Here is a 16,892-nt window from a genome sequence, read left to right as displayed (position 1 = left end):
ACCGTGCCCAGCACAGACTTCCCCATCCTACCGGACCGAGCGAGAGACCGCCGAACCGACGGACCGCTCCCCGGGGTCCGGCGACGCCCGGCGACGCCGGCCGAGGCCGGTCAGACGTCCCGGGACTGGATCAGCGCAATACCCGCCCCGAGCAGCACCACGGGCCACCCGGCGATCACGGCCCACGAGCCGGCGGCGTCGAGCTTGCCCTCGGCGGTGGGATTGAGGGCGACGTCGTGAGCGGTGCTCGGCAGGAACGCGGAGACCCACTGCACCCAGTCCTGCTGGAAGATGGCCACCAGGATCGGGAAGACGAGCAGGATGGCGACGAGGACGACGATCGCGGCCGCGGTGTTGCGGATCAGGGCGCCCAGACCCAGGCCCATGACGGCGATCGCGGCCGCGTACAGGCCGGAGAGGAAGATGATCTGCGGGACGCGCGTCGCGTCGAAGGCGAAGTCGAGGTCCGCCGGCGCCAGCAGGGGCTGCGCCACCAGGTAGCCGAGCAGCTCGCAGACGGTGATGGTCACCCAGGAGACGACGGTCAGCACGATCGCCTTCGCGACCAGCACCGGCCACCGCGCGGGCACCGCCGTCATGGTGGCGAGGATCGACCGGTTGCCGATCTCCCCGGCGACGAACATCGCCCCCATCGCCCCGAGCACGAGGATGGCCAGCGAGAGGCCCGACGAGGGCACCGTGTGCACGAAGTCCGTGGCGCCGCCGGCACCGGGCCCCCCGGGACCACCGGGGCCGTTCGCGCCCCCGGACTGGCTGTCCTGCGTGAAGGAGGCGATGGCCCAGGCGCTGAGCGCGGCGAAACCGACCATGAGGACGACCGTCACGATCAGCAGCACCCAGGTCGACCGCAGGCCGAAGAACTTGATCGTCTCGGCGGACAGCACCCGGCCGAACGACGGGCCGGCGCCGGGCCGGTCCCCGGCGGCGCGGTGAGCCGGCGTGTGAGTGGAGGTGGCGGCGCTCATCGGGTTCCGTTCCCTTCCGCGACCGGCTCGGCCGCGCGGTAGTCGACGTGGTCGTGGGTCAGGCGCAGGTACGCGTCCTCGAGGGACGCCCGCATCGGCGTCAGCTCACTGAGCAGCAGGCCGTGGTCGAGGGCCGCACGCGAGATCTGCAGGGGGTCCCGGCCGGTGACCACGAGCGCTCCGTCGGGTCGCTGGTCGACGGAGACCCCGTCGCCGGCGATGGCGACGCCGAGCCGCTCCGTGTCGGGCGACCGGACCAGCACGCGTGGTTGGCCCTCCCCGTCGAGCATCGCGTCGATGGGGGCGTCGGCCATCAGCCGGCCCTGCGCGATGACGACGAGGTGGTCCGCGGTCTGTGCCATCTCGCTCATCAGGTGGGAGGAGATCAGGACGGTGCGGCCCTCGGCGGCCAGCGCCCGCGCCAGGTTGCGCACCCAGATCACCCCCTCGGGGTCCAGCCCGTTGACCGGCTCGTCCAGGACCAGCACGCCCGGGTCACCGAGCATCGCGGTCGCGATGCCGAGCCGCTGGCCCATGCCGAGCGAGAAGCCGCCGATCCGTTTGCCGGCGACGTCGGAGAGCCCGGTCAGGCCGAGCACCTCGTCGACCCGTCGGGTAGGGATGCCGTGGGTCGCGGCCAGCGCGCGCAGGTGATTGCGGGCGGTGCGCCCGGGGTGCACGGCGCGCGCCTCCAGCAGGGTGCCGACCTCACGCAGGGGCGCAGCGAGCTCCTGATAGCGCTTGCCGTCGAACGTGACGGAGCCGGAGGTGGGCCGGTCCAGGCCCACGGCCACCCGCATCGTGGTGGACTTGCCCGCCCCGTTGGGACCGAGGAACCCGGTCACGGTGCCGGAACGAACGGTGAAGGAGAGGTCGTCGACGGCGACCTTCTCCCCGAATCGCTTGGTCAGGTGCTCGACCTGGATCATGCCGCTGCCTCTCCTGTCACTGCCGGGGTTGCGCGTCGGTGACTCCCACGCTACCGGCTGCCGTCGCCGCTTTCGACGGGCGTCGTCGTGGCCGGTACCGGCCGCGCCGCCCGCACCGCGACCGTGGAGGCGAGGGCCACCACCCCGACGGCCAGCAGTGCCGTTCGGATGCCGACGTGGTCACCGAGGAAACCGAGCACCGGGGGGCCGGCCAGGAAGGCGGAGTAGCCGATGGTCGAGACCACCGACACCCGGGCGGCGGCCCTGCGGGGTTCGTCGGCCGCGGCGGAGATGCCCAGGGGGAACCCCATCGCGGCCCCGGCTCCCCAGAGCACGGCGCCGATCAGGGCCGGTACGACGCCGGGGCCGAGCACGAACAGCAGCACGCCCACCAGCCCGGTGCCGAAGCTCGCGTACAGCACGGCGACGCGCCCGAACCGGTCCACGAAGGCGGACCCGGCGTACCGGAACACGGTCATCGAGAGCACGAACGCGGCGAAGGTGAGGGCACCGGTCGCCTCGTCGACACCGAGCCCGTCGACCGCGGCCTTGGCGATCCAGTCGTTCGCGGCCCCCTCGGTCAGGGCCGCCCCGAGGACGATGAGGCCCAGCACGAGGGTGCGCGGCTCCCGCCAGGCGTCGAGGCGCCCCGGGGCGGGACCGCCGTCGGGCTCGTGCACGGTGTCGGTGAGGAACCAGCGGGGGATGACGGCCATCGCCAGGACGGCGAGGACGACGATGCCCCACAGGTGCGCCGGCAGCGCCACGCCGGCCCCGGCCATGGCCGCACCGACGAGGGCGCCGATGAACGCGCCGCCGGAGAAACCGGCGTGGAACTTCGGCAGCACGGTGGCCCGCAGCACCCGTTCGACCTCGGTGCCCTGGATGTTCATCGACACGTCCCAGAGGGCGATGCCGGTGCCGAGGACGAACAGGGCGACCCCGGTCAGGGGCACGGAGGCCACGGCGAGGGCGCCCCCGAGTCCCGCCGCCCCGGCCGCGGCGGTGAGGGCGCCCACACGCACGCTGTTCGCGGACCCGAGCCGGTTGACCACCGCGCCGCTGAGCGGGAGGGCGAGCAGGGAGCCGACGGCGCCGAACAGGAGCAGTCCGCCGATCTGCCCGGAACTCAGGTGCAGGATCTGCGCGGCGGCGGGGATGCGTGCGGCCCACGTGGCGAACAGGAAACCGTTGAAGACGAAGACGACGAAGGTGGCGACGAGCGCGGCGCGCGTCGAGGGGTTGGACACGGGTCCAGCCTAGGGGCGCGGGATCGGTGCCGGGCACGCCGATCGGCGCACCGCCGGGACAGTGGCGGTGCGCCGATCGTCATCACTGAGGGAGGAAGGAGAACCGGTCGATGGATCACCCCCGTCCCTTGCGTGGGGGCAGGGAAGCGGTGGACCGAGTCAGCTGGACCGGGGTCGTGAGCGTGGCGTGCTGCTGCTCGACCACGGTGGCCGCGGCCGAGGGGCGCGTCGCGTCGGCGGCCGCCGCCTGGGCCGGCAGGGCCGAACCGGTGGCCAGGGTCGCGGTGAGCAGCGCCGCCGCACCGAGGCGTCGCCACAGCGGGCGGGGACGGTGGCGCGTGCCGTGCGGCCGGGTGGGCGCGGTGGTCGCGCGGTCCCGACCGTCGTCGGGAGCCGCGGTCAGGCCGTTGGCGGCGACCAGGGACGGCGTGTGCGCGTAGCGGATGAGGGGTCGCGGCTCGATCGTGCCGGGACGGTCACGACGCTGATCACGGGACGGCGACATGGGATCCTCCGGTTCTGCTGGGCTGGTGGATCCAGTTCAGCGCCCGGAGTTGGGTCGGCTCACAGCCGCGGCTGTGGATCTCCTGTGTCCGCGGGAGCGACGCGGTCCGGCCGCGGCCCCGGCCCCGGCGCGAGCCACGGCAGCACGTCGCCGGCACGCACGAACGGCCCGCCCTGGGGGTCATCGATGCCCTGCCGGCGCACGACGTCCAGTTCCGGCCGGCGGATCTCCCGCACGACGGCGGCCATCAGGTAGATCAGCGCGCCCATGTGGGCGAGCACGGCCGCCGAGTAGTAGAGGATGTCGATGTTGTGCTGGGGGTTGCCGCCGGACGTGAGCTGTCCGAGGTAGAGCCACGTCGCGGCCCAGTGCAGCACCTCGATCACCTGCCAGACCAGGAAGCTGCGCCACCGCGGCCGAGCGAGCGCGAGCAGGGGCACCAGCCACAGCACGTACTGCGGGGAGTACACCTTGTTGGTGAGCACGAACGCCGCGACGATGAGGAACACCAGCTGCCCCATCCGGGGACGGCGTCGCGCGGTCAGCGCGAGCACGGCGATACCGACGCAGCACAGCACGAACAGGCCCGTGCTCAGCGTGTTGATCACGGGGACCGGTGCCGGAGGCATGTGCAGCCGGTCCGCCATCGCCACCTGCACGTACCAGAACGACGAGTAGCCGGCGGGTCGCTCCCGGGTGAAGTCCAGGAAGTAGCGCCAGCCGGTGTAGTCGGTCAGCATCAGTGGCAGGTTGACGACGAGCCAACTGCCGGCCGCCGTCGCGGCACTGAGCAGGAACGGGCGCCATCGGCCGCTGCGGATGGCCAGGACGAGGATCGCGCCCAGGAGCAGCACGGGGTAGAGCTTCACGGCGGTGCCCAGCCCGATGAGGACACCGGCCAGCACGGGACGGTCCCGGGCGAAGGCGAGCATCGCGAGGGCCGCGAGCATCACCGCCCAGAAGTCCCAGTTGATGGTCGCCGAGAGGATCACGGCCGGCGCCACCGCGACCATCGCCGCGTCCCAGGGCCGCCGGTGACTCATCCGCACGGTCGCCACGACGGTGACGATCCAGGTCGCGGCGGTCAGCACGGCATTGATGTCGAAGTAGGCGGTGCTGCGCGCCACCGACGCCCCGCTGCCGGGGACGAGGAGGGCGGTGAGCCCCGCCAGGGCACCCAGCAGCACGGGGTACTCGAAGCGCTCGCCGGGGGTGATGAACGGGATCACGCCGACGTCGAGCCCGCGCTGGTGGAAGAGCTCGCCCCAGTCGGAGTAGCAGGCGGCATAGAAGTGTTCCGGGGTGTGCCAGCCGTTGACCCGGCAGTACTGCTTGACGACGACGGAGAGGACCGCGGCGACCACCGTGAGCACGATGAGCACCCGCTCGACCGTGAAGAAGCCGGGGGCGACGACGCCGGGCTCGCTGTGCCGACCGAGCGGACCACCGACCACCTCGGTGAGGCGGCGCAGGACCGGATCGGAGCGGGTCGGCGCGACGATCCGCATCACCCGCGCCCGGCCCGGGCGGAGGGGACGGCGGCGATCCGGCGGTCCGGGCGGCTCCTGCTCCGACATCGCATCCTCTCCGGCCGGTCCCGGCCCGTCACGCGAACACCGTCCGGTGGGTGGGGAGGCGTCTCCCCGCCCACCGGACGGACTGGTGCGAGCCTACGGCAGTCACCGGATCTGCATCCGATGCAGCGGGTGCAGGTGGTCCGCGACGGTCGTCGGCGACCGGCGGTCGGCCGCGGTTGCGGGCCCGGCCAGCAGCCTCAGCGCGAGCCGGAGCAGGTGCCGGGGCAGGTGGGCGAATGTGTGCATGGTGTCCTCCTCTCGGGCATGGAAGGCAGCGGGATCCGGGCAGCACGACATGGCCCGACGGCGGACGGGCACGCACGCCGGATCGGCGCAGCGAATGCGGCACGAGTGATGCCAGGAAATGGGCGGGAAAAGGCGCGGACGACGGCAGGGAACTGCCGCGGAAAAGGTCCACGGATATCGACGATGAATGCGCGGGGAAATGCGGACACCGCACGGTCGCCGTCATCGCGGGCGGACTGACCAGCGCACAGGCAGGCGCGCTCGCCAGACCGGCGCGATCAGCTCGGCGCGGTCAGACCGGCGCCTTCACCACGCCGTCGGTCCGCCCGGCACCATCAGCGCGGGCTCGGCCGTCGAGGCCGAGATCACGCGGATGCCGGGCGGTCGGCAACGCGGACATCGGCCCCTGCGAGGTGGACGGTGCGGCGGGGGTCCCGGTCAGCGCGTGCCGGGACGATCACCACGCCGGCGGTCAGCAGACCCGGTCGTTTCGCGACGGAATGGCATCATCACCTGGCTGCCTCCTTCGGACATCGACGTGGCGACAAGAGTTTCCGGACCATTGTTTCCGGAACCTCCGTGAATCCGACGGGGATTCACCGGGAACGACCTTACGGCATCGTTGCGGAAGAAAGCAATGGGTGACGCGTCATTCTTTTCCCGTTGTTTCCGGTCCGGTCGATTCGGCGCCGTTCTCGTCCCACCACGCACGCAGCAGTCGCTCCGCCTCGTCGGCGGGCAGCGGCCCCTGGTCCATCCGCACGCCCAGCAGATACTGGTAGGCGCGTCCGACCACGGGGCCCGGCGGGATGCCCAGGATCCGCATGATGTCGGTGCCGGTGAGGTCGGGACGGATCGAGGCGAGCTCCTCCTGTTCCGCCAGGACGGCGATGCGCTGTTCCAGGTCGTCGTAGGCGAAGGCGAGCCGCTCGGCCTTGCGGCGGTTGCGGGTGGTGACGTCGGAGCGCGTGAGCCGGTGCAGCCGCTCGAGGCTGTTCCCGGCGTCGGTCACGTACCGGCGCACCGCGGAGTCCGTCCAGCCGGCGTCGCCGTACCCGTAGAACCGCATGTGCAGTTCCACCAGGTGGGCGACGGCCTTGATGGTGTCGTTGTCGAAGCGCAGCGCCTTCATCCGTCGCGTGGTGAGCTTGGCGCCCACGACGTCGTGGTGCCGGAAGCTGACGGCGCCACCGGACTCGAAGCGACGGGTGGCGGGCTTGCCGACGTCGTGCATCAGCGCGGCGAACCGCAACACGAAGTCGGGTGCGGGCACGGGTCCGTCCGGCCCGGTCTCCAGCTCGATCGCCTGCTCCAGCACGGTGAGCGAGTGCTCGTACACGTCCTTGTGCCGGTGGTGCTCGTCCGTCTCGAGCCGCAGCGCGCTGACCTCGGGCAGGATCCGGTCGGCCAGCCCTGTCGAGACGAGCAGGTCGATGCCGGCCCGAGGGTCGCGACCGCAGACCAGGCGCACCAGCTCCTCCCGGACCCGCTCGGCGGAGACGATGTCGATCCGGTCCGCCATCGCCGCCATCGCGGCCTGCACGTCGTCGTCCACGGTGACCATGAGCTGGGAGGCGAACCGGGCCGCGCGCATCATCCGCAGCGGGTCATCGGTGAAGGACGACTCGGGGCTGCCGGGTGTGCGCAGGCGGCGCTCGTGCAGGTCGCGCACCCCGCCGAACGGGTCGACGAGTTCGAGGTGGGGAAGCCGCAGCGCCATGGCGTTGACGGTGAAGTCCCGGCGCGCGAGGTCCTCGGTGAGGGAGGAGCCGAAGGCGACCACGGGTTTGCGGGAGGCCGGGTCGTAGGCCTCGGCGCGGTAGGTGGTGACCTCGAGGGTGAACCCGCGGCGGCGCATCGCGATGGTGCCGAAGTCGCGACCGATCTCCCACCAGGCGTCGGCCCAGGGTTTGATCACCGCGACGATGTCGTCGGGGCGGGCGTCCGTGGTGAAGTCCAGGTCCGGGGAGGATCGGCCGAGGAACAGGTCGCGGACGGGGCCGCCCACGAGGGACAGTTCGTGCCCCGCCGCCCGGAAGAGGTCACCGAGTTCCCGGACCACCGGGTCGATCCGGTTCACGTCGATCAGCTGCGCCATAGTCCTTCTACAGTGCCAGACCGCGGCTCGGTGCGGCGCCCCCGGATCGGGTGATGCGCCCTGGCCGGGCGATTCAGGCCCGGATGCGATCAAAGTTACAGTGGAGGGCATGGCCCATCCCGTCCCCAGCGCACCGAAACGGAACTCGTTGTTCGTTTCCGCTGCGCTGCCGACGGTCGAGGAAGTGTCCGCCGGCGGCGTCGTCGTGGACCTGGAGGACGACGGCCGGCGGGTGGCCATCATCGCCCGGATCAACCGGGGCGGACGCCTCGAGTGGTGCCTGCCGAAGGGTCACCCCGAGAACGACGAGAGTGCCCAGGAGGCCGCCACGCGGGAGATCGCCGAGGAGACCGGGATCGAGGGTCAGGTGATCGCCCCGCTGGGGAGCATCGACTACTGGTTCACCGTCACCGGGCACCGCGTGCACAAGACCGTGCACCACTTCCTGCTCCGGGCGACCGGGGGGAATCTGACGATCGAGAACGATCCCGACCACGAGGCCGTCGACGTCGCCTGGGTGCCGCTGGCCGATCTTGCCGCACGGCTGTCCTTCCCCAATGAACGCCGCATCGTCGACCTGGCCCGCGGTGTCCTCGCCGACCACGCCTAGCATGTCGGTCCGGCTCGCGGCCGGTGATCTGAGACGATGACGAACGATGTCCACCGAAGAGCGCGCCTCCTCCCCGGGGGGGAACACCGCAGAGAACACGACTGAGAACCCCGCTACCCCGCCGACCGCCGCCCGCTCCAGCGCGATCATGGCGGCCGGGACCCTGGTCTCGCGCATGCTCGGGTTCCTCAAGATCATCGCGCTCGGCTATGCCCTCAGCGCCACCTCCGCGCTGTACGACACGTTCTCCGCGGCCAACAACCTCCCGAACCTCGTCTACGTGATGCTCGCGGCCGGCGTCTTCAACGCGGTGCTGGTGCCGCAGATCATCCGTGCCAGCAAGCAGCCCGACGGCGGCGCCGACTACACGAGCCGGCTGGTCACCCTGATCGTCATCATCCTGGCGGGCCTGACGCTGGTGGTCACGGTGGGAGCCGGCGTGCTGATGCACCTGACGACGCAGGGCTGGTCGACCGACCAGCTGAACCTCGGCATCGCGTTCGCCCTGTGGTGCCTGCCCCAGATCTTCTTCTACGGCCTGTACGCCACCCTCGGCCAGATCCTCAACGCGCACGGCCGGTTCGGCTGGTACATGTGGGCGCCCGCGGTGAACAACGTCGTCGCCATCGCCGGTCTCGTCGTCTTCGTGGCGACCATGGGCCGCAACGGCGAGCTCACGCCGCACACGGTGGCGACCTGGACACCGGCGCAGACGGTGCTCCTCGCGGGCAGCTCGACGCTCGGTGTCGTGTGCCAGGCACTGATGCTGCTGTGGCCGCTGCGTCGGCTGCGTCTCGGTCTGCGGCCGCGGTTCGGCTGGCGGGGCATCGGCCTGCGCGCGGCGGGGCGGGTCGCGGGCTGGACGATCCTGACCATGATCGTGAGCAACGGGGTGTTCCTGTTCGCGACCTATCCGACGGCGTCGATCGCGTCCGGCGCGAAGCGCCCCGGGGACAACATCGCCGGGCAGGGCGTGCTGGACACCGCGAGCATGATCTACACGCTGCCGCACGCCATCGTGGCGCTGTCGATCGCGACGGTGCTGTTCAACCGGATGTCCGCGGCGTCGGCATCGGGGGACGTGGTGGCCATTCGCGCCGCGTTCTCCCGGGGCATGCGGACCACCGGTGTTGCGACGGTGTTCGGTGCCGCCGCGCTCCTCGTCCTGGCCGGACCGCTCGGCATGCTGTTCGCCGGTGGCCGGCCCGCCGACGGAGCCGTGATGGGTCAGACGGTGGTGCTGCTGGCCGTCAGCGCCCCGTTCTTCAGCATCGCCTACCTGATGAACCGGGTGTTCTACGCGGAGGAGGACGCGCGCACGCCCTTCCTCATCCAGTGTGGCCTGGCGGTGTTCGGCGTGTTGGCCGCCGTGGGGATCCAGCTGGCCTACCACGCCGGGGTACTGCCGGCCGGCCGGCTCATCTTCGCGCTGGCGCTGACGTACAGCGTGCAGAACATCCTCGCCGTCGTCATCACGCGGCCCCTGGTCAAGCGGCGGCTCGGGGGGGACGATGACGGCGCGCGCATCCTGGACTCGCACCTGAGGATGGCGCTCGCGGCGCTCGGCTCGGCCGTCATCGGGGGTCTGGTACTGCGCCTGATGGGGGGATTCGCTGCCGACGGGTTCCCCTGGCACAACCTGATCAGCGCCGTCGTCACCATCGCGGTCATCGGTGTCGTCATGCTCGGGGTGTATCTGGGGCTGTCGCGGGCGCTCCGGGTCCGCGAGCTCGGCAGCTTCCTCGACCCGTTCGTGGCCCGGCTCCGTCGTCGCTGATCGCCCTCGTCCCCGGCCGGGTGGGATGGCCGGACCCATGGTCGGAGCGCCGTCCTGCCGCGCGCCGCAGCGCCTGCGGCGGGAGTGCTTCGATAGGATCGAAAGCGATCATCGACTGAAGGATCGTCGACTTGATCGGTGGGTCCGGCCGGTCCCGCCGTCCACCGAGGGGAAGCGGGTTTCTCAGTGTCGCAACCTGTCGACGTCGGCGCCATGCTCGGTGGCCGCTACAAGGTCACCGGCCAGGTCCTCGTCTCGGCCGACGCCGACTACGTGTTCGACGGTGTCGATCAGATCCTCAGCCGCAAGGTCTCGATCCTCGTGCCGGCCGCGGAGCACGCCGATGACATGGCGCACCACGCTCGCCAGGTGGCCGTCGGCGAACGCAACGACCCCCTGCAGGTGCTGGACCTCGGCCGCGCCGAGGGGCACCACTACCTCGTGACCAATCGGGCCTCCGCCGCCGAGCTGCTCGACCTGCTGCTCGTCGAGGAGGAGGTCGAGATCGACGACGCGGACGATGCGCGTCCCTTCGACGTCGAGCGCGCCGATCGCCCCGAGGGCGGAACTCCGGGCGCCCCGACGGAGAGCGGCCCGATCGCCGGCTACCGCGCCGAGGATCGCGACGAGGACGACCGTGCCCTCGAGTCCGAGATCTTCGACCGGTCGCGGGACGAACCCGAGGACGACACCGAGGACGAGTCCGACCGGGCCGGGGCCGCTCGTGGGCGGGGCCGCTGGAGCCTGGGCCGATTCGGTGCCGGCGCCGCTGCCGGTGGTGCGGCGGGTGCCCTCGCTTCCCGGGGCCGCGGTGCCGCCCCGCAGACCGAGTCCCACGACACGGCCGATGCCGTCGACACGACCTCCTTCGACACCGTCGACACGCGGGCCCGCGACGAGGACACGGATCACGACGACGACGGCGGCACCTGGGACGAGCCCGGATACGACGACGAGGGCTCCTACGGTGACGACGACACCCGGCCGCGGGAGTTCGACGACCAGGCCGACCTCGCTGATCGGGACGATCTCGACGAGGCGAGCCCGCGGGACCGGGACGACCTCGACGACCGCGGCACCGACGACCAGGACCACGACAATGGTCCGGGTCGCGACCGGCGTTCCGGCGGAGCGGGCGTGGTGACCGGCGGCGGTGTCGCGGCCGGCGCGGTGGCGGCCGACCGGCGCAACGACGACGAACTCGACGACGAGCTCGAGGAGGACGACCGGGAGAACGATCCTCGTTTCTCCCGCGCCCTGGTCGGCATTCTCGTCGTCGCCCTGATCATCGCCGGCGTCTTCTTCGTGTACACCCAGCTCGGCAATCTCGCCGGTGGCGGTGGCACTCCGGCGGCTCAGTCGTCGTCGGCGGCACCCTCGTCCGCCGCACCGAGCCCCACCGGTGCGGCGGCCGCGTCGAGCGCCCCCGCCGCACCGGCGGTGCCCCCGCGGATCGTCCAGGTGACGCGCGAGATGAAGAACAACCAGTATCCCGACATCGCGTCGCTGGATCAGCTGCTTCCCCGCCTCTTCGACGGCAACCAGGCGACCGACTGGTTCAGCTCCACCTACTCCGGTGCCAATTTCGCCGGTCTCGCCGACAATCTGGCACTCGTCATGACCCTGCAGCAGCCGACGAAGGTCTCGCGGGTCGACATCACCCAACAGGGCGGTCAGGGAGGCAGCTTCCAGATCATGGTCAACAGTGCGCCGACGATCGACGGCGCCCGACAGGTCGCGCAGGGCAGCTTCACCTCCCCCGACGTATCGGTTCCGCTGCCCGGCGGAACGCCGGCCGCCAAGTACGTGATCGTCAACTTCACGGAACTGCCTCGGATCAACAACGGCCAGTACCCGTACGGCCTGAGGATCAGCGAGATCGCTCTCAGCTGACGATCGAGAACGTGCGTGCGCGGCCACCCCGTCCGTGGCCCGGTGCTTCGACGATGCGGAATATCGCGCCGGGTCCCACGGTTGACCGGGGCAGAAGGTGATGGCACGGATCGGCTGACCGATACGGAGCGCCATCACGACGACCAGCAGCCCGAGGAGGCACCATGAGCAACGCCAGAGAAGTCACCGACAGCAGCTTCCAGACCGATGTGCTGGAGGCGGACAAGCCCGTGATCGTTGATTTCTGGGCCGAGTGGTGCGGTCCGTGTCGCATGCTCTCGCCGATCCTCGATCAGATCGCCGAGGAGCACCGGGACAAGGTCGACGTCGTCAAGGTCAACGTCGACGACAACCCCGGCGTGGCCTCGACCTACGGCATCACCTCGATCCCCGCGGTGTACGTGTTCAAGGACGGCAACGTCGCGGCCACGAGCATCGGGGCGCGACCGAAGCAGCACTTCGAGCAGGCGTTCGCCGAGTTCCTCGGCTGAACAGCTGATACGACAGCCGATTCCCGCATGACGGGGTCGCCAGGGGCGGGGCCTTCGGGCCCCGCCCCTTCTCGTCGCTCCGGATCGCGGTTGAAGCACTGTCAACCGGTTCGGCTTGATAACGAGGAGCTGCATCGAGAAACTGCATCGGCCGCGTGCTCGGTCGCCTGACCGGTGCCGGCGCATGCCCGCGTCGGCTGGGTCGGCGCGTTGACGGCCTGGTCCTTCTTGCTCGTCGGGGTGTGCGCGGATCCCGCACGGTCGTCACCATCGTCATGCTGTCGGTGTCGATGGGAGATCCGGACTATCCGCGGAATCGCTGCCGTCTCGGGTCGCGGGGGCGGCTCACCGAGCACGCGCCACACCGCCCGCAAGCGTCTTACCGCGGCGGAGCGAAACGCTTGGTCTGCGCGGCCATACCTCCAGCAGTAGTCCCGACAGCGGGAACAGCACGTTTCACGTGAAACCGCTGTTCTCCACACCGCGCCCACGCAGACACTGGATAGACCATCGCGGCTCGCTATGGGGCTACCGGTAGCGCGTGTTCACGTGTCGACCTTGCCGGGCGTCATCCGGACGGTATTCGCTCCGCGCTGCTCGCCGCAGCGGCGGACAGACCGCGCTTGCTGCGATCAGATTGAGCGTTGAGCGTTTGAGCGCACCTTGCATTCAACGGGTGGGGCGGCGATTGAAGGTACGGCGAGTCAGGTGCGCACGGAGCGATCGCGCCCCGTCGTCGATCGGTGCCTGCCGCATCGTCGATCGGTTTCACGTGAAACATCCACTCGTGGCCCATGCGTCAGCCTAAGAGCCGACGAGCACGACGGAACGCGCCCTATCGTTGCCCGGAATCCACTCGAGGCGTGGCCAGAGCATCCGTCTCCGACTTTCGCGATGTGTCGTCGGCGTTGCTCATACAGATGCGAACTCCGCGAAGAAGACCCCGCTGAACCCGAACTGCTGGCGGAGGAAGAACCCAGCAACGGTGTCGGACCTGTAGCGATGGGAACGCGGCAGTGGAGCCAATGGGTTCAGGCACTGCAGCGACTCACGTTTCACGTGAAACAACACGATTCCTCTATGGCCCCTTCACTAGCCACACACGAAGGTCCCCTTCAACGAGCCCAGTGCGTCGCTCACCGACAGCGGCCGGTGACCCGTGTCAGATGCGCTCCGGAGGCGGGGAGCTTCGTGACTTCACAACGCCGTGGCTGGACGTTTGCACCTCCGCGAGAGGGTTTCACGTGAAACGTCGGCACAGCACTCATGACGTGAAAGCCTCTGTGACGGTGTGAGCGAGGGATCGGGCATGCCAACAATCGACTGCATCCACCCGCAGTGGCACCCAACCGCTGCCTCATGGACGATGACGCGGAGAATTCGCCATCGTTCTTCCCGACGGGATCAAAGCCCGGGCTGTGTCACACGAACCATGCCGAATCCGGCGACGCCGAAGATTCGACCGTCCAGCAGACGAGGACGCGACACCATGCGACAACGTTTCACGTGAAACACCGTGCTCAGCAGCCGAATCCGACGAGCGCCACGACGGTCGTTCCGGTCCGGTCGACCGCACCTATCTGGCATCAACGGAGGAATCGATGGTCGCTCGACGAGAACGAGGCCCTGTTTCACGTGAAACAGGGCCTCGTCGTGTTCGGGAACGGCTACTGCCGGGCGTCCGGACTGATCAGATCGATGATCCGGTTCAGATCCTCAACGCTGCCGAACTCGATGCTCACCTTGCCCTTCCGCGCACCCAAACTCACCTTGACACTGGTGTCCAGGTAGTCGGAGAGCGAATTCGCCAAGTAGTCGAGACGCTCGTGACGCACGGTGTTCCGAGCAGAAGGGTTCCGCGGAGAGCGCTTCAGACCATCGGACAGCGCCACCGCCTCCTCCGTCGCGCGCACCGACATACCCTCGGACACGATCCGCTGTGCCAACTTCTCGATCTCGCCGGCGTCGGCCAGGGACAGCAGCGCACGCGCGTGCCCGGCCGAGAGCACGCCAGCGGCGACGCGGCGCTGTACGAGGGGAGGCAGCTGCAGCAGCCGGAGCGTATTCGAGATCTGAGGGCGGGATCGACCGATACTTGAGGCCAGTTCATCGTGGGTTGCGGCGAAATCATCGAGCAACTGCTGGTACGCAGCTGCCTCTTCCAGCGGATTGAGTTGACTGCGATGGAGGTTTTCGAGCAGGGCATCCCGCAGCATGTCGGTGTCGTCCGTCGACCTCACGATCGCCGGGATGGTCTCCAGACCTGCTCGTTGCGTCGCTCGCCAACGACGTTCGCCCATCACCAGTTCGTAGCCGCCACCGAGCGCACGACGCCGGACGACGATGGGCTGGAGCACACCGATGGTCCGAATGGAGTGGACCAGCTCGGCCATCTCGTCCTCATCGAACACGGACCGTGGCTGCCGGGAGTTGGGCTGGATCTCCACCACCGGGATCTCCGCGAACACGGCGCCCGGCACCTCGACCAGCGTTTCACGTGAAACCTGGTCCTCGTCGTCCCGGGTGGTTTCCCCCGACTTGTCCACAGGTGTGGACAACGGGGCATCATCGATCCGAGCATCGAGCTCCTGGGGGCCATCGCCACCGGACGCCGCGCTGTCCGACCGGGCCCCGAGCGTCCTACCGCCGCGGCTGCCGCGAGCCAGGGCATGCTCCATCGCCTCGGCCGACACCGACCGACGTCCCCCACGACCGCGACTCGTCTGCGAGCCACCTCCCGACCCTGCCGCGTTGCCACGGTCGGCGGGCCGGTCCTCGTCATCGCCGGGCGACACCGGAGCACCGTCGAAGAAGACATCCACCGGCCGCTTCGGACGAGCACCACCGCCGCGGGCAGGCCGGCCGGTCGAAGCGGCGGGGGAGGTCGTCGCCCTGGCAGCCGCGTCCCCGGAATCTGCGTCGTCCGCCGCCGGTCGTTCGCTCGTCGTGGCCGCCGGGTCCTGCGCCGGTGCGCGATCGATCGGTGCGCTGTTCACCGCACCGGTGCCGCCCGAGACGGTCTTGCTCGAGACAGCGTCGCTCGAGACGGTGATGCTAGCGACAGCGTCGGTTGGCGTGCCGTCGGTCGAGACAGCGTCGGTCGGGACCTCCGCAGCCACGGGCACCGCTGCCCTCCGCTCGGACCCGACGTCTACCCTCGAGCCCGAGCCCGTGCTCGTCCCGGACTCGCCGGACCCCGCGTGATCGGCCGCGCCCGTCTCGGCCGACGGCGGCGGGGCCGCGGGCTCCGCCGGTGTCGAGACCTCGCTCTCCTGGGGTGCCGAGGGAATGAGCGCACCCAGTCCACGTCCGAGGCCTCGTCGCCGTTCCGCCATGTGTGCCGTCCTGTCCTGCTGCCCTGAAACGTACCGACTCAGTCTAGTTCGGCGGCGTCGGTACCGGCGCGAGGCGCCGGTGCCGCGGCTCGTCGACACCGCGACGAGCGGCATCGACGCACGGCTGTCCAAGAGTCAAGCGAATCAGGTTGATTTCCCGCTGGCACGCATGGAGAACCGCGCCCCGCGCCGTCGCCGGAGCGCGTGGACCGCCGAGGTCGGGCCACTCCAGGATCGGGATTCGGCATCGCCGACCCGCGACGGTCACGCCGAGGCGCGCTCGTTGATCTCCGTGGCGGCTTCCTGGTACGAGAGGGCACCGGAGGAGGAGGGGTCGTACGTGATGACGGTCTGCTGGTAGCTCGGCGCTTCCGAGATGCGAACGGACCGCGGGATCACCGCGTCCAGCACCTGGTGCGGGAAGTGTTCCCGCACCTCCGCGGCCACCTGGGCGGCCAGGTTGGTGCGCCCGTCGTACATCGTCAGCAGGATCGTGGACACCTCGAGGCTGGAGTTGAGGTGCTTCTGGATCATGGAGATGTTGTTCAGCAGTTGGCTCAGTCCCTCGAGCGCGTAGTACTCGCACTGGATGGGGATCACCACCTCGCGCGCGGCGACGAAGGCGTTGACGGTGAGCAGCCCGAGGCTCGGCGGGCAGTCGATGATGACGTAGTCCAGGCGCTCCTGGCCGGTGTCCGCCCGGTGGGTCTCGTACTGGTCGAGCGCGCGCCGGAGCCGCTGCTCGCGGGCGACCAGGGACACCAGCTCGATCTCGGCGCCGGCCAGGTGGATGGTCGCCGGCGCGCAGAGCAGATTGTCGACGTCGGGGCACGGCACCAGCACGTCGGCAAGCGGGACGTCGTCGAGCAGGACGTCGTAGATGCTGTCGACGTCGGCGGAGTGGGGGATGCCGAGGGCGGTGGACGCGTTGCCCTGCGGGTCGATGTCGACGACGAGGACATTGAGCCCGGCCCGGGCGAGGGCCGCAGCGATGTTGACGGCGGTCGTCGTCTTCCCCACGCCACCCTTCTGGTTGCTGACCGTCAGGTATCGCGTGGCGGGGGGGCGCTTGACGTCCTTGGCCTTGAGCCGTTCCCGGCGTCGATTCTCGTTCGCCAGCTGACGCGCCAGCGGCGTGCTCTCGTCCGAGGACTGCGGGCCGGCTGCCGCGGCCACACCGGACCCCGGAACCGAC

The 16,892-nt window shown here is 70.1% G+C and carries 13 protein-coding genes; 4 read left to right on the top strand and 9 right to left on the bottom strand.

Annotation, left to right across the window (positions count from 1 at the left end):
- Positions 1-110: 110 nt before the first annotated feature.
- The 7 genes from IEX22_RS01100 to IEX22_RS01070 all read right to left on the bottom strand — a co-directional run bounded on the left by IEX22_RS01100 (position 111) and on the right by IEX22_RS01070 (position 7,591).
- Entirely contained in the window at positions 111-986 is an 876-nt protein-coding gene (locus IEX22_RS01100) for an ABC transporter permease (RefSeq protein WP_188665031.1), read from the bottom strand.
- Positions 983-1,915 (bottom strand): ABC transporter ATP-binding protein, encoded by a 933-nt coding sequence (locus IEX22_RS01095; protein WP_188665028.1) that lies wholly within the window; start codon positions 1,913-1,915, stop codon positions 983-985. The genes IEX22_RS01100 and IEX22_RS01095 overlap by 4 nt, the downstream gene beginning before the upstream one ends.
- Positions 1,916-1,965: 50 nt before the next feature.
- Positions 1,966-3,165 carry an MFS transporter gene (locus IEX22_RS01090; protein ID WP_188665025.1) on the bottom strand — a complete coding sequence of 400 codons (1,200 nt, stop codon included), beginning with the start codon at positions 3,163-3,165 and terminating at the stop codon, positions 1,966-1,968.
- 115 nt (positions 3,166-3,280) lie between these two features.
- Positions 3,281-3,670: a hypothetical protein gene (locus IEX22_RS01085; RefSeq protein WP_188665022.1), complete on the bottom strand. Its 390-nt coding sequence runs from the start codon at positions 3,668-3,670 to the stop codon at positions 3,281-3,283.
- Between the two features lie 59 nt (positions 3,671-3,729).
- Positions 3,730-5,247: a glycosyltransferase family 87 protein gene (locus IEX22_RS01080; RefSeq protein ID WP_188665019.1), complete on the bottom strand. Its 1,518-nt coding sequence runs from the start codon at positions 5,245-5,247 to the stop codon at positions 3,730-3,732.
- Positions 5,248-5,349: 102 nt separating this feature from the next.
- Positions 5,350-5,493 (bottom strand): hypothetical protein, encoded by a 144-nt coding sequence (locus IEX22_RS01075; protein ID WP_188665016.1) that lies wholly within the window; start codon positions 5,491-5,493, stop codon positions 5,350-5,352.
- Between the two features lie 649 nt (positions 5,494-6,142).
- Positions 6,143-7,591 (bottom strand): CCA tRNA nucleotidyltransferase, encoded by a 1,449-nt coding sequence (locus tag IEX22_RS01070; protein ID WP_188665013.1) that lies wholly within the window; start codon positions 7,589-7,591, stop codon positions 6,143-6,145.
- 109 nt (positions 7,592-7,700) lie between these two features.
- Here IEX22_RS01070 and IEX22_RS01065 point away from each other — a divergent pair, with 109 nt between their 5' ends.
- The 4 genes from IEX22_RS01065 (at position 7,701) to trxA (ending at position 12,362) form a co-directional block, all read left to right on the top strand.
- The gene (locus tag IEX22_RS01065; RefSeq protein WP_188665010.1) at positions 7,701-8,201 is read left to right on the top strand and encodes an NUDIX hydrolase; all 501 of its coding nucleotides are present in this window, start codon (positions 7,701-7,703) and stop codon (positions 8,199-8,201) included.
- A gap of 46 nt (positions 8,202-8,247) precedes the next feature.
- Positions 8,248-9,978 carry a murein biosynthesis integral membrane protein MurJ gene (murJ, locus tag IEX22_RS01060; protein WP_229659672.1) on the top strand — a complete coding sequence of 577 codons (1,731 nt, stop codon included), beginning with the start codon at positions 8,248-8,250 and terminating at the stop codon, positions 9,976-9,978.
- 186 nt (positions 9,979-10,164) lie between these two features.
- Entirely contained in the window at positions 10,165-11,871 is a 1,707-nt protein-coding gene (locus IEX22_RS01055) for a hypothetical protein (protein ID WP_188665008.1), read from the top strand.
- 164 nt (positions 11,872-12,035) lie between these two features.
- On the top strand, positions 12,036-12,362 hold the full coding sequence (trxA, locus tag IEX22_RS01050; RefSeq protein WP_188665006.1) for a thioredoxin: 327 nt from the start codon (positions 12,036-12,038) through the stop codon (positions 12,360-12,362).
- 1,667 nt (positions 12,363-14,029) lie between these two features.
- Here trxA and IEX22_RS01045 read toward each other — a convergent pair.
- Positions 14,030-15,481 (bottom strand): ParB/RepB/Spo0J family partition protein, encoded by a 1,452-nt coding sequence (locus IEX22_RS01045; RefSeq protein ID WP_229659671.1) that lies wholly within the window; start codon positions 15,479-15,481, stop codon positions 14,030-14,032.
- A gap of 480 nt (positions 15,482-15,961) precedes the next feature.
- Positions 15,962-16,873 (bottom strand): ParA family protein, encoded by a 912-nt coding sequence (locus IEX22_RS01040; RefSeq protein WP_188666052.1) that lies wholly within the window; start codon positions 16,871-16,873, stop codon positions 15,962-15,964.
- Positions 16,874-16,892: the final 19 nt, after the last annotated feature.

Origin of the sequence: Tersicoccus solisilvae (assembly GCF_014643255.1) — a bacterium.
Taxonomy (GTDB): Bacteria; Actinomycetota; Actinomycetes; order Actinomycetales; family Micrococcaceae; genus Tersicoccus; species Tersicoccus solisilvae.
The sequence above is the reverse complement of the archived record's forward strand: the minus strand, read 5'-3'. Positions and strand labels throughout refer to the sequence as shown.